The organism is Bifidobacterium castoris (assembly GCF_003952025.1).
GTDB lineage: Bacteria > Actinomycetota > Actinomycetes > Actinomycetales > Bifidobacteriaceae > Bifidobacterium > Bifidobacterium castoris.
Window position 1 is genome coordinate 241,520 of sequence record NZ_QXGI01000004.1, and the last position, 13,949, is coordinate 255,468.

General features: G+C 70.0%; 7 protein-coding genes. 6 read left to right on the top strand and 1 reads right to left on the bottom strand.

All coding sequences use genetic code 11. From position 1 onward, the window contains the following. Window positions 1-27 precede the first annotated feature (27 nt). Together D2E22_RS06565 and D2E22_RS06570 are read left to right on the top strand one after the other, a co-directional pair. Window positions 28-4,746: a DEAD/DEAH box helicase gene (locus D2E22_RS06565; protein WP_126032280.1), complete on the top strand. Its 4,719-nt coding sequence runs from the start codon at window positions 28-30 to the stop codon at window positions 4,744-4,746. 211 nt (window positions 4,747-4,957) lie between these two features. Beyond that, a complete protein-coding gene (locus D2E22_RS06570; RefSeq protein WP_126032281.1) occupies window positions 4,958-5,917 on the top strand; it encodes a GRP family sugar transporter in 960 nt (319 codons plus the stop codon). A gap of 112 nt (window positions 5,918-6,029) precedes the next feature. On the opposite strand, the gene D2E22_RS06575 is transcribed toward D2E22_RS06570, so the two are convergent. Then, a complete protein-coding gene (locus D2E22_RS06575; protein ID WP_126032282.1) occupies window positions 6,030-8,699 on the bottom strand; it encodes a DNA gyrase/topoisomerase IV subunit A in 2,670 nt (889 codons plus the stop codon). A 172-nt stretch (window positions 8,700-8,871) separates the two neighbouring features. Between D2E22_RS06575 and D2E22_RS06585 the strand changes: the two genes are divergently transcribed. The 4 genes from D2E22_RS06585 (at window position 8,872) to D2E22_RS06595 (ending at window position 13,747) form a co-directional block, all read left to right on the top strand. Further along, window positions 8,872-10,839: an ATP-binding cassette domain-containing protein gene (locus tag D2E22_RS06585; RefSeq protein ID WP_164518441.1), complete on the top strand. Its 1,968-nt coding sequence runs from the start codon at window positions 8,872-8,874 to the stop codon at window positions 10,837-10,839. 63 nt (window positions 10,840-10,902) lie between these two features. After that, window positions 10,903-12,048 (top strand): ABC transporter permease, encoded by a 1,146-nt coding sequence (locus D2E22_RS06590; RefSeq protein ID WP_126032285.1) that lies wholly within the window; start codon window positions 10,903-10,905, stop codon window positions 12,046-12,048. A gap of 46 nt (window positions 12,049-12,094) precedes the next feature. Further along, a complete protein-coding gene (locus tag D2E22_RS10535) occupies window positions 12,095-12,277 on the top strand; it encodes a hypothetical protein (protein ID WP_164518442.1) in 183 nt (60 codons plus the stop codon). 201 nt (window positions 12,278-12,478) lie between these two features. Beyond that, the gene (locus tag D2E22_RS06595) at window positions 12,479-13,747 is read left to right on the top strand and encodes an alkaline phosphatase family protein (protein ID WP_126032286.1); all 1,269 of its coding nucleotides are present in this window, start codon (window positions 12,479-12,481) and stop codon (window positions 13,745-13,747) included. Window positions 13,748-13,949 lie beyond the last annotated feature (202 nt).

A 13,949-nucleotide genomic window follows, 5' to 3' on the forward strand; every position in this document is an offset into this window, starting at 1 on the left:
GCCGCTCGCGGGACGATAATCGAACATATGGTCGAATGCATGGCATCCTTCAGCGAACCGACGCGGCGCTGGTTCACCCGCGTCTTCGGCGCGCCCACGGAGGCGCAGACGCTCGCATGGCCGGCGATCGCCGCGGGAGGCGACGTGCTCGTCATCGCGCCGACCGGCTCGGGCAAGACGCTCGCGGCGTCCCTCGCGGCGATCGACCGCGTCATCGCCGGCCTGGCGGCGCCGGCCGCCGACGCGGATGCGGCCACGGCCGCGGCGCCCGCAAAACGCCGGGGGAGGGCGAAGCGGGGCGTGCGCATCCTGTACGTCTCGCCGCTCAAGGCGCTCGGCGCGGACGTGGCGAAGAACCTCGAGGCGCCGCTCGACGGCATCCGAGACGAATACCGGGGCATGGGACTGGCCGTGCCGCAGGTCTCGGTCGCGATGCGCAGCGGCGACACGACGGCCAGGGAGCGCCGTGAGATCGTCGCGCATCCGCCGGACATCCTCGTGACGACGCCGGAATCGCTGTATCTGATGCTCACATCGAAGGCACGCACGATCCTCGAGACGGTCGACACCGTCATACTCGACGAGGTGCACGCGCTCGCCGGCACGAAACGCGGCGCGCATCTGGCGCTGAGCCTCGAGCGCCTCGACGCGCGGCTCGCACGTCCCGCGCAGCGCATCGGGCTTTCGGCGACCGTCAACCCGGTCGAACAGGCGGCGCGCTTCCTCGGCGGCGCGCACGACGTGACGGTCGCGCAGGCCCGGAGCCGTCCACGCCTCGACATCAGGATCGCCGACCCGGGCGCCGCCCTCGGCGTGGCACGCGGATCGGGGACGGGCGGCGGCGCTGCGGAGGCGGTCGGCGCCACGCCCGGTCCATCGACGCGCATCACCGGCGTGACTCCGGCGATGGAACGCGCGGCCCGCAGACGGGGCGCCCCCGCCCGTCCGGCGCCGCGCGCGGACGGCGCGGGACGGGCGGCGTTCGGCTCCGGCGAGCCGAACGCCTCTGTCTGGCCGTACATCGAATCCAGCGTGCTCGACGAGGTCCTCGCGCATCGCACGACGCTCGTCTTCGTCAATTCGCGTGGACTCGCCGAACGCCTCACCGCCCGTCTCAACGACCTGTACGCGGCGCGCCGGGGCAAAACGCGCGACGATACGCGCGAACCGGCGCACTACGGTTCGCTCATCGGCCCGACGACGAAGCTCGTCGGCGCCGTCGACCCCGACGACGCGATCGCGATGGCGCACCACGGCTCGGTCTCGAAGGACCGCCGCAAGCAGATTGAGACGCAGCTCAAGCAGGGGCGTCTGCGCTGCGTCGTCGCGACGAGCAGCCTCGAACTGGGCATCGACATGGGCTCGGTCGACCTCGTCATCCAGATCGCGCCGCCGCTGTCGATCTCCTCGGGGCTGCAGCGCGTCGGCCGCGCCGACCACCACGTCGGCGGCGTCTCCCACGCGATCATCTACCCGTGTACGCGCCAGCAGATCGTCGCGGCCGCCGCGAGCGCCGAACACATGCTCGCCGGCGCGATCGAGCCGCTGCACGTGCCGCAGTGTCCGCTCGACGTGCTCGCGCAGCAGACGGTGGCGGCCGCGAGCCTCGAGGCGCTCGACGCGGACCGTTGGTTCGAAGTGGTGCGCCGCGCCGCGCCGTGGCGCACGCTCGAACGCGACGTCTACGACGCCGTCGTCGGCATGCTCTCGGGCGCCTACGACGGCGAGGAGTTCTCGGCGTTCCGCCCGGCGCTGACCTACGACGCGCGGACGCATATGCTCGCCGCGCGCCCCGGCGCGCAGCGCCTCGCCGTGACGAGCGGCGGCACGATCCCCGACCGCGGCATGTACACGGTCGTGCTGCCCGAGGCCGAGGCCGGCCGCGGGCCAAGACGCGTCGGCGAGCTCGACGAGGAGATGGTCTACGAGTCGCGCGTCGGCGACGTCATCACGCTGGGCACGACGTCATGGCAGATCCAGCAGATCACGAACGACCGCGTCGTCGTGCTGCCGGCGCCGGGACGCAGCGCGCGCCTGCCGTTCTGGCACGGCGAGGGCGACGGCAGGGACTACGGCTTCGGACTGGCGATCGGACGGTGGGTGCGCGAGGTGGGCGCGGGACTCGTCGAGGCCGCGCATGCGGAGGCGCACGGCGCCGGCGCCGCCGAGGCCGTCGCGAAGCCGCGCTTCACCCCCGAGGTGCGCGCCAGGCTCGCCGACGACGGCCTCGACGACGACGCCATCGACGCGGCCGCCGCCTTCCTCGCCGAGCAGCGGGCCGCGACCGGCGTCATCCCCGACGCCACGCACATCGTCATCGAACGCTGCCGCGACGAGGAGGGCGACTGGCGCATCCTCGTGCATGCGCCCTTCGGACGCAGGGTGCATGAGCCGTGGGCGCTCGCTGTCAATGCGCGGCTGCTGCGGCGCTACGGCATCGACGGACAGATCTACGCGGCCGACGATGGCCTCGTCATCCGTCTGACCGACGGCGACGGCTCGATCGACGTCGCCTCGCTCCTCGCCTTCGACGCCGACGATGTCGCGCGCCTCGTCGAGACGCAGGTCACCGGCAGCGTGCTGTTCGCGGCGCGGTTCCGCGAATGCGCGGCGCGCGCGCTGTTCATGCCGCGCGCCGACCCGTCCAGACGCGTGCCGCTGTGGCAGCAGCGGTTGCGCGCCGCGCAGCTGCTCACGGCCGCGCGCACGCACAGGAACTTCCCGCTGCTGCTCGAAACGGCCCGCGAATGCCTGCAGGACGTCTACGACGTGCCGGCGCTGCGCGAGGTGCTCACGGGGCTGTCCGAAGGACGCATCAGCATGCACGAGACCGTCACGTCCACGCCGTCGCCGATGGCCGAGCAGCTGCTGTTCGGCTTCGTCGGCTCGGTCATGTACCAGTACGACATGCCGCAGGCGGAGCGCGACGCGCGGCTGCTGTCGATGGATCCGGAGGTGCTCGAACGGCTGCTCGGCTCCGACGACCTCGCCCCGGTGCTCGACGACGCCGTCATCGACGAGGTCGCCGCCGCGCTCGCGAGACGGACATTCTGGAACGCGCTCGCCGACGGCGACGTGCGCGGCCGCGTGCGCCGCTATCTGTCGACGCACGGGCCGTTCACGGCCGACATGATGATCACCGACCTGCGGCTGCCGGCCGAGGCCTGCGTCGACGGGCTCAACGCGCTGCAGGCCGCCGGCGAGGCGCTCACCGGCCGCTTCGACGACCGTCTGCCCGCCGACGTGCCGCAATGGGTGGCTCGCGACGTGCTCAAACGCATCCGCTCACGCTCGCTCGCCAAGGCGCGCAAGGCCGTCAAGCCGGTCGCCGCCGCCGATTTCCAGCGCTTCGTGCTCGAGCGGCAGGGCGTCGGCTCGGCCGGCGGCCAGCGTTTCGACGGCGTCGACGGCGTCATGAGGGTCATCGAGCAGCTCGAGGGCGTCGCGCTGCCGATCGACGTGTGGGAGCGGGCCGTGTTCCCGGCGCGCGTGCGCGACTACGCGCCGTCGATGCTCGACGAGCTCGTCGCCGCCGGCGAGGTCGTCTGGGTCGGCGCATCGTCCTCGTCCGCCTCAGCCCCGGCGGACGGACTCGGGGCGGTCATGCTGTTCCCCTTCGATTCGGCGCAGCTTGAGGGACGATGCGCATCCGACGCCGCGCAGGCCGGCCGTTCGGCGTCGGCGGACGGCGACATGGGGCCGTTCGGCGTCGGCGACGCGATCGTCGCCGCGCTCGGGGACGGCGGCGCCTACGGGCCGCTGCCGCTCGAGGAACGCGCCCGCGCATGCTGGGAGCGCGCGTCGGCGGCCCGCGGCCTCGAGCCGTCCGTCGACGAGACGACCGGCGAGGTCCTCGCCGCGGCGTGGAGCCATCAGGGCTTCGAGGACGCATTGTGGGCGCTCGCCCGGCGCGGCCGCGTCACGAACTCGTCCCTCCCGGTGGCGCGCGCGGCGGTGACGCGGGGCGCGGCGCACGCGCCCGCACGCCCCGTGCGCCGGCGGCGCATGCGCGCGCACATGGCGCGGCCGGCCATGAACGGCGGCCTGTGGTCGCTTGTGCGCGCGGCCGGCGAACCGTGCACGCCGGAGGAACGCGTCATCGACCTGATCGACGTGCTGCTCGACCGCTACGGCGTGATCACGCAGCCGGTCGTCGACCATGAGGGCGTCCCCGGCGGCTTCTCGGGCCTGTACCCGGTGCTGCGGCGCATGGAGGAGCAGGGCGCGCTGATGCGCGGCATGTTCGTCGACGGCTTCGGTGCGGCGCAGTTCGCGCGGCGCGAGACCGTCGACATGATGCGCGACCTGATCGGGCGGTCGCCGGCCACGGTCGCTCTCGACGCGGCCGATCCGGCCGTCCTCTACGGCACGGCGATCCGCTGGCCCGGGCCGATGCGGATGGCCGGGACGCAGAACGAGGACGGTGCCGACGACGCGGACGACGCGGCGCGTACAGGCGGCGTCAAGCCGACGCGTCGCGCCGGGTCGCTCGTCGTGCTGCGTGGCGGCGACGCGCTGCTGTACGCGGCGCCGCGCTCGGGACGCCTCGTCATGTTCGACGAACCGATGAGCCTCGCCGAACGCGCATGCACGGCGCTCGCCGACATGCTGCGGCGCCTGCCGGGAGGGTCGGTCACGTTCCGCGACTGCAACGGCGTGCCGCTCACGGCGCGCCTGCCGGTCACACCGGCGTTGCGTGCCGCCGGATTCGCGCCGTCCCCGCAGGGCATGAAGCTCTACCGGTGAGCGCGCTGCGGACGAGTGCGTCGGAGCGATGCGCGACGCTATGAGCAAAAGACGGCCACGTCCTGCCGCATGACGGGCATAGAATGACTGACGTCGTGCCGCCGTTCGTCCCGATATACGGCGGACGGCGCCCCCGCGCGCCGCCGTGGCGTTCGTGGATTCGCGACAACGGACACTCGCACACGGAGAGGCAAGGGAAGGCGTCTTTCGCATGGACATGCTCATCGCGCTACTGCCGGCGCTGTTCCTCGGATCGAACAGCGTCATCACAGCGAAAATCGACGGCAAGCCGAGTCAGGGGACATTGGGCACGACGATCGGCGCCGTCATATTCGCGGTGCTCGTCTCGGTGTTCTACACGGTGCCGAACGCCGGACTGGGCTTCGTGTTCAACCCCAGGATCTGGCTCGTGGGCCTGTGCTCGGGCGTCTTCTGGACGATCGGCTCCTTCGGCCAGTTCTCCGCGCTCAAGCCGTTGGGCGTCTCGATGGCGATGCCGATCTCGACGGCCGGACAGGTCGTCGGCAACGCGCTGCTCGCCGCGATCGTGCTCGGCCAGTGGCGCACGCTCAACGTCTGGGTCATCGGCGTCATCGCGATCATCCTCGTCACGTCCGGCGCCGTGCTGTGCTCGGCGAAGGACTCGGCCGCCGACGCGCGCCGGATCAGCGCGAAGGACATGCGCTTCGGTCTGGGCGCGCTGCTGTTCTCGACGATCGGCTTCATGCTGTACTTCATCTTCCCGAACCTGCTGCACCATACCGGGTTCATCTCCGACGCCATCTACAATGCGCCGAGCGGCAACGGGCTCTATTACATGACCGCCGTCGTCCTGCCGCAGTCGATCGGGCAGATCGTCACGGCGCTCGCGATCGTCAACTTCGTCGAACGCGACCGCACGCTCATCCTGCACCGCAAGACGGCGCTCAACATCATCACCGGCCTGCTGTGGGCGGTCGGCAACATGCTCATCTTCGTGTCCGCGGCGAACCCGCACGTCGGACAGGCGATCGCCACGACGTTCTCCCAGCTCGGCGTCATCGTCTCCACCTACGGCGGCATCGTCGTGCTGCATGAGCACAAGACGAAACGCCAGATGGTCGGGATCCTGTTCGGCACGCTGCTCATCGTCGCCGGCGCCGTATTGATGGGGCTGTACACGACGACCTGAGGCCGCCCGTTCGCCGACGCGCGTCGCGAGGGAGACTGCGGGCGACAACGGAGCGCGCATTCGGCACCCGGGATGTTCGCGACGACGATCGTTTGCGAACATCCCGGGTGTCCTATGCGACGTAACCGATCGCGGAGGACAGTTCGCTGCCGGAGCCGTCACGGCGCATGTCCGGGGCCGGCAGCGCGACCATATGCCCCGACTCGGTGCATGCGACGAGCGGCCAGGCGCCCACATACGCGCGGATCAACGTGTTCTGCCCCTTGAGGAAACGCTGCGAGCGCACGCCGCCGGTGCCGCGTCCCTTCGTCGGATACAGCGCGAGCGGCGAGACCTTCGCCGATCCGGTGTCGGTGCCCAGCAGCGACGCGCCGTCGCCGGCCACCGTGAGCACGACCGCGCCGTGCGCGGGCGACGTCGAGCCGTCCTCCCGCTCCTCGGCGTCCGTCCACGCCAGCTCGTCCTCGTGCACGACGGCGAAGGCGAGCGCCTCGCAGCCGTCGGCGAGACGGATGCCCGCCATGCCGGCCGCCGTGCGCCCCTGCGGCCGCACCTGCTTCGCGTCGAAGGTGAGCAGCGACGAATCGGTCGAGACGAATACGAGACGGCTGCCGTCGGGCGCCTCGCGCGCCGCGAGCAGCTCATCGCCGTCCTTGAGGTCGATGACGCCCCACGAATCCATCGTCGTCGGCGATTCCCGGTTCCACCGTTTGACGACGCCGCCGCGCGTGCCGAGCGCGAGCGGCGCGGCCTTCTCATCCTTGTCCTTCGGCAGCGCGACGACTGCGACGACGCGCTCGCCGTCGACCGGCTCGGTGCTCTGCGTCGACGACACGAGCTCGCGGGCGTCGATGCCCGCGGACAGGTCGAGCGGCGCGGTCGCGGCGACATGGGGCAGTTCGACGGCGTGCGCGAGCACGAAACGTCCCGCCGACGTGACGATGCCGTAGTCGGCGCGCGTGCTCGTCTCGATCATCGATGTGATGCAGCCGTCGCCGCCCGCCGTCCCGTCAGGTGTGCGCGCCGCCCAGACGCCGGCGGCCGACGGGTCGAGGCGCGCGATGCGGCCGGTCGCGCTCAGCGCGACGACGCACGGCTCGTCCTCGATCTGCAGTGCGCTCGCCGCGTCGGCGCTCGCGGCGCCCTTGCGCGCGGCCGCCACGTCCGCCGCGGCCTCGGAGACCTGCTCGACATGGCGCGCCGCATTGAGCGCGAACTCGTTGAGCGTGCCGTCGGCGTCGCGCGCCGTGACCGGAGTGAGCCTGCCGTCGGCGTCCACGTCGAGCAGCACGGTGCGCCGCGGCGTGCCGTAGGCGGCGACGGTCTCATCCATCTCCTTTTCTACGACCGCGTCGAGCGTCTCGTCGGACGCGAGGATCGCGTCGAGCGCGTCGATCCTGGCGCGCAGCTCGTCGCGTTCCGCCTCGAGCTCGATGCGGCTCATCTTCGTGAGCCTGCGCAGGCGCAGTTCGAGGATGTACTGCGCCTGCACGTCGTCGAGGTCGAAGACGGCGATGAGCTTCGTCTTCGCCGCGTCCGCGTCCTCGGATGAGCGGATTACCTGGATGACCTCGTCGATGTCGACGAGCGCGAGCAGCAGGCCATCGACGAGGTGCAGCCGCTCGAGCGCCTTGCGGCGCCGGTATTCGCTGCGCCGGCGGATGACGCCGCGCCGGTGCCCGATCCACACGTCGAGCATCTCGCGCAGCCCCATCGTGTGCGGCCGGCCGTCGACGAGCGCGACGTTGTTGATCGTGAAGTTCTCCTGCAGCGGCGTGTGCTTGAACAGCTGGGAGAGCACGGCGTCCGGGTCGAAGCCGGTCTTGAGCTCGATGACGATGCGCGTGCCGTTGTGCCGGTCCGTCAGGTCGATCGCGTTCGAGATGCCTTCGAGCTTGTGGTTCTTGACGCCTTCCGAGATGCGCTCGAGCACGCGCTCGGGGCCGACCATGTACGGCAGCTCGGTGACGACGATCGCCTTCTTGCGCGCCGTGACGTTCTCGATGTGCGTCGCCGAACGCGTCGTCAGCGAGCCGCGTCCGCTTTCGTACGCCTCGCGGATGCCGTCGCGTCCGATGACGATGCCTCCGCCCGGCCAGTCCGGCCCGGGCAGGTAGTCCATCAGCTCGTCGAGCGTGGCCTCGGGGTGGCGCATGACGTGCTTGGCGGCGGCGACGACCTCGCCGAGGTTGTGCGTCGCCATGTTCGTCGCCATGCCGACGGCGATGCCGGAGGCGCCGTTGACGAGCAGGTTCGGGATCGCCGCGGGCAGCACCTCGGGTTCCTTGAGCTTGTTGTCGTAGTTCGGCGTGAAGTCGACGGTGTCCTCGTCGAGCCCGGCGTTCATGCCGAGCGCGGCCGGCGCCAGGCGCGCCTCGGTGTATCGGGAGGCCGCCGGGCCGTCGTCGAGCGAGCCGAAGTTGCCATGGCCGTCGACGAGCGGCAGCCGCATCGCGAAAGGCTGCGCAAGGCGCACCATCGCCTCGTAGATCGCCGAGTCGCCGTGCGGGTGCAGCTTGCCCATGACCTCGCCGACGACGCGCGCCGACTTCATGTACGGGCGCGTCGGCAGCAGGTTCATCTCGCCCATCTGGTAGACGATGCGCCGCTGCACCGGCTTGAGGCCGTCGCGCGCGTCGGGCAGCGCGCGGGCGTAGATGACCGAATAGGCGTATTCGAGGAAGGATTTGCTCATCTCCTCGCCGAGCGGCGTCTCGACGATGTGTTCCTTGACCGTGCGCGGATCATAGGCCGCTGCTGGCGGCTTGCGACGCGAAACCATGCTGACTTCCCTCCATATGACTCGAGAACCGTACCATTCTAGCAAGCGGGCGGATGCGCCGGCGGGCGCCGGCATCGGCGGCTGCCGCTACACTGGGCGGGGCGGGCGTGCGCCATGCATGAGCGTGCAGCGAAGGGACGCGTCCGTGCAGGGAGCAGAAGGAACACCGAAGATGTCAGGTACCGCCATGCCGCCGCAGCGGCCGACGCCGCCGAACCCCGCGCAGCCGCAACGTCCGCAGTCCGGCATGAACCATCCGGCCCCGGTGCCGCGCCAGCCGCAGGGGCTCCGGGCGCGTGCGCCGCAGGCGCGCCCGCCGGCGCCGCGCCCGCAATATCCGACGCCGCAGCAGCCGGCGCGCGCCGCCGTGCCGCGTCCGGGCGCCGACCAGACGCGCACCTTCCTCGGCGGCCTCCACTTCGGTCCCGAGACCGTCGTCGTCATCGAGGACGGCAACGCGAGCGTCTACCCGCTCGCCGGCCATGAGGTCTGGGCGCTCGGCCGCGTGATGAGCCGGGAGCCGGGGGTGCCGACGCTGCGTGTGCATTCGAGCATCGTCAGCGCGAACCACGGCGCCTTCGTGTTCAACGACGGCCGTTGGCACTACCAGTCGCGCCAGACGACGAACCCGACCTACATCAACGGCCGCCGACTGCAGCCGGACGCGCGCTATCCGCTCGCCGACGGAGACCTCATCCGCATCGACGGCGACCTGGGCAACCCCGACGTGCAGGGCGTCATCATCATCTTCACCGTCGACCAGAACCTCGGCCTGTGGCGCTCGTACCCGCTGCCGCGCCAGGAGGGGCGTACGACGTACATCGGCCGCGCCGCCGCGCCGGACACGATCGTGCAGAACGTCCCCTACGTCTCGCGCAGGCACGCGCGCATCGACTTCGTGCGCGGGCAATACGTGATCCGCGACATCAAAAGCCGCATCGGCACCTACATCGACGGCCGTCCGTTGCGCGGCGCGCATGTGCTGCAGGAGAAGGACGTCATCGCGATCGGCGACTGCCGCTTCTACTTCACGAAGGGCGCGATCGTCTACGACCAGCGCGTCGGCGCCGGCGTGCGCGCGGCCGCGCGGCCGACGCCCGCGCCGCCGATCGCCGTGCCCGCGCCGGCCGCCGCGACGGGACCTTTGGCGATTCCCGCGCCGATCACGACGGCGCTCGGCAAGCGTCCGGCATCGCCGGCGCCGAGCACGGCCGTGCGGCCGGCGGCCGCGCAGATCGCGCAGCCCGTCATGCTCGACGTGCAGATCGACGACAAGACGGTCGGCGGACGGCATCCGAAGACGCTGCTCAAGGACATCCATTTCCAGATCCCGCAGCACAGCCTCGTCGCGATCATCGGCACATCGGGCGCCGGCAAGACGCTGCTGCTCAACTGCCTGTCCGGCAAGGACTCGCTGTACAACGGGCACACGCGCTACAAGAACCAGGAGGACCTGCGCGCCCACTACAAGAACCTCGGGCCGATGATCGGCTACGTGCAGCAGAGCAACGTGTTCCTGCAGGAGCTCACCGTCTTCGAGGAGATCTACTCGTCGGCGAAGCTGCGCATGGCCGAGGATTCGTCGCGCGCCGAGATCAAGGAGCAGGTCGACTCGGTATTGCGCAAGCTCGACATCTACGCGCTGAAGGATTCGCCGATCAAGAAGCTCTCCGGCGGCCAGAAGCGCCGCGTGAGCGTCGCGCGCGAACTCGTCGGCTACAAGCCGGTGCTGTGCCTCGACGAACCCGACGCCGGCCTGAGCTACATCGACAAGGACAAGCTGTTCACGAAGCTGCGCGACATCGTCCACCCGCCGCGCGATATGCAGCGCACAGCCGGCGAGGACGGTTCGGAACGCGTGCTCTCGATCATCATGGTCATCCACGAGATCGACATGCTCGACATGTTCGACGAGGTCATCGTCGTCGCCGCGCCGCGCGCGAAGGACCCGGGGAAGCGCAACCCCGGACGCCTCGCGTTCGCCGGCACGCCGGCCGACGCCCTGCGGCACTTCGGCGGCGCGAAGGACTTCCGCGAGATGTTCAAGAACCTCAACGACCAGATCAGCGACCCCGACCACATCACCTTCAGGCCGTACGAGGTGCCGGGGCTCGCGCCGCAGCCGCCGCTCGGCAAGTGACGCGCGCGGCGTGAGCGTACGCGCGCGAGAACGCGAGAGAACGAAAGCAAGGGGAGTGCAACGATGAAGATGGTGCTCAGGCAGTTCGCGAACTGTTTGGACGTCGCGTTCAAACTATTGTTCCGAGGAGGCAAAAGCCTCGTCATCATGATGATGTTCCCGATCGCGGGCGTCGCGATCGTCATCGCCGTCGCCGGCGACAACGTGTTCCAGCTGCAGACGGCCACGAAATCGGTCGCGTTCCTGCTGATGTGCACCTGCATCTGGGGCGGCCTGTTCAACTCGGTGCAGGTCGTCGTCAAACAGCGCACCGTGCTGCAGGCCGACCTCGCCGCCGGACTCTACCCGGTCGCGTTCACGCTCGCCAACGCGATCGTGCAGTTTTTGCTGTGCGCGTTCCAAAGCGCCGTGCTGTGCCTGTGCTTCCCCGGCATCGCGCTCGTCTACGACGCGCGGCCGCCGTCGGGCGGCGCGCTGATCGGCGGCACGGGAGGAGTCTACTGGGAGTACTACATCACGTTCCTGCTGCTGTTCTACGCCTCCGACGCGCTCGGCATGGTCGTCTCCACGCTGATGAAAAACGCCGAGACGGCTACGTCGGTCACGCCGTACATCCTCATCGTCGAACTCGTGTTCTGCGGCATGCTCTTCGAACTCAAGGGCGTGCTCAACAAGATCTCCTACGGCATGATCAGCCGCTGGGGGATGGAGGCGCTCGGTACGACGAGCGACCTCAACTGCCTGCCGCTCAAGGACCCGTCCGAACAGGACGGGACCTCGTCGTCAGAAGGTGCGGGCGGTACTGATGCGACCGTTTCTCCCTCCCCGTCCGCGTCCGATGACACCACGATGCCCGCCGACGACCCGTCCGCATCGGCGACCGGGGGAGCGGACGGCGCCGACTCGTCCGCGCTGGGCGACGCCGCAGGCGCGTCCGGCACTGCCAATCCCGACGCCGCGGCGTCGGCCGACCCGTCGGCGCTCGCGGCTGCGAAGCCGAAGCTTCCCGACGACCTGTCCTACTGCCCGGCCGGCATGAAGGACGAGATGCTCGGCGGCGGCTTCAAATACAGCGACGACTACCTCTACAACGACTGGCACATCGCGAAGGCGTGGACCATCCTCGGCTGCTCGGCGCTCGCGCTGTTCGTCATCGCCGACCTGCTCGTGCACCGCTTCAAGAACACGAACAACCTCGGCAGGGAGTGAGGGATGGGGGCCGGTGCCGTGTCGGCATGCGGAAGGAAACGCCGTCATGTTCGGTTGGATGAAACAGCCGGTAGGAGGGATGGATGCGATCCATGCCGGTGTCCGCCAGACGTCCGATTTTGACGGCGCCGTGCGCCGTCAAATCCAATGCGCGCATTTGCTCCACCTGAACATATCCGTCCACATGTCCGCTCGAATCATCCGTAATGATCGGTGCAAGGCAATGTGATGACCAAGTGCATCGGGAGCGCTTCGGGTGCCCAATGGCGTTGCTGCATATGTTTTGCCAGGTTCTGCTGAACGGCAGGTGACGCGGGGGGTATTGGACTCCCACGCCATCTCGGAATGGCGCGGCTGCTAGGGGCGAACGGGACGCGCGGCCGCCGCACCATGGCCGCCCGCGTCCGGCAACCGCGGTTGAATGGAGGCCATGAGCATTGACGTTCCGGATATGGCGACCCTGCTGCGATTCGTGCCCACCGCGCAGTACGGGGACACGATCGACACGACACGACGCTGCGACGTGCCCGCGCCGTTCACACCGGCCGACACTGCGCCGCGCGGGGGAGCGCTGCACCTGTCGTCGGTGCTGCCCGCGCTGAGCGCGGCGATCGGCGCGCCGACGGCGACGGCCGTGCACGAGCGCCCCGCGGAGCTCGCCGCCGCGCTCGGCATCCCCGCGGCGCGCAGCGCGATCGTCGTGCTCGTCGACGGCCTGGGGTTCTGGAACCTCAAGATGAGCCTCGGCCACACGCCGTACCTGCGCGCGCTGCTGCACGACGCGGCGAACGACCGGCCGATCTCCACCTGCTCGCCGAGCACGACGACGGCGGCGATGGCGACCTTCGGCACCGGCACCTGCCCGGGGCGGACGTCGATGACCGGATACACGCAGCGCAACCCGCTGACCGACGAGATCTGCCAGCTCATCCAGTTCCGCGGCGCGCCGCATCCCGAGGAGCTGCAGCACGTCGAGACCGTCTTCGAGAAGCTCGCGGCGCAAGGCGTGCGTGTCACGAGCGTCGGCCTGACGCGGTTCATGGCATCGCCGCTGACTCGCGCGGCGCTGCGCGGTGCGCACTACATCGGCAAGGACGATCCGCTCGCCCGCATTCGCGCGGCCGCCGACAGCGCGAAGGATCCGGGGCTGACCTACCTGTACCTGCGCGACGTCGACAAGATCGGGCACGCCGAAGGATGGCTCTCCGAACAGTGGACGACGACGCTCGAGAGGATCGACGGCCAGCTGGAGACATTGCGCCGGTTCGCGCCGCGCGGCACAGCGATCGTCGTCATCGCCGACCACGGCATGGTCGCCGTCGATCCGGAGCGTCAGATCGACGTCGCGGCGGAGCCGCAGCTGCTCGACGCAGTGAGGATGATCGGCGGCGAACCGCGCTCGGTCATGGTGTACGCGGACGACGGCGCCGACGTGGACATGCTCGCGGCGCGCTGGCGTACACGGCTCGACGGCATTGCCTGGGTGCGCACGAAGGACGAGGCGATCGACGCGGGGTTCTATGGTCCGGTCAGCGAGGAGACGCGGCAGGTGCTCGGCGACCTCATCGTCGAGGCGGCCGACGACGTGACGATCGTCGATTCGCGTACACAGACCGAACTCGCGATGGGTATGCCGGGCGTGCACGGCTCGCAGACGATGCTCGAGATGGACATCCCGTGCATCGTCGACATGGTCTGAAAACAAGAGCCGCGGTTCGGCTACGCCTTCAGCTTGCCGGCAGCGTTGCCCGGTTCGGCTACGCCTTCGGCTTGCCGGCAGCGTTGCCCGGTTCGGCTACGCCTTCGGCTTGCCGAACATGATCTCATCCCAGCTGGGGACCGGGGGACGGTGGCGGTCGGTGCGCCGGCCGGGTTTGGATTCGTCGGCGTGGGGTTTGGGG

Excerpts from the sequence above, each read along its gene's own strand:
- D2E22_RS06565 (WP_126032280.1), top strand. The coding sequence starts at position 28 with ATGGTCGAATGCATGGCATCCTTCAGCGAACCGACGCGGCGCTGGTTC.
- D2E22_RS06570 (WP_126032281.1), top strand. The coding sequence starts at position 4,958 with ATGGACATGCTCATCGCGCTACTGCCGGCGCTGTTCCTCGGATCGAAC.
- D2E22_RS06575 (WP_126032282.1), bottom strand. The coding sequence starts at position 8,699 with ATGGTTTCGCGTCGCAAGCCGCCAGCAGCGGCCTATGATCCGCGCACG.
- D2E22_RS06585 (WP_164518441.1), top strand. The coding sequence starts at position 8,872 with ATGTCAGGTACCGCCATGCCGCCGCAGCGGCCGACGCCGCCGAACCCC.
- D2E22_RS06590 (WP_126032285.1), top strand. The coding sequence starts at position 10,903 with ATGAAGATGGTGCTCAGGCAGTTCGCGAACTGTTTGGACGTCGCGTTC.
- D2E22_RS10535 (WP_164518442.1), top strand. The coding sequence starts at position 12,095 with ATGTTCGGTTGGATGAAACAGCCGGTAGGAGGGATGGATGCGATCCAT.
- D2E22_RS06595 (WP_126032286.1), top strand. The coding sequence starts at position 12,479 with ATGAGCATTGACGTTCCGGATATGGCGACCCTGCTGCGATTCGTGCCC.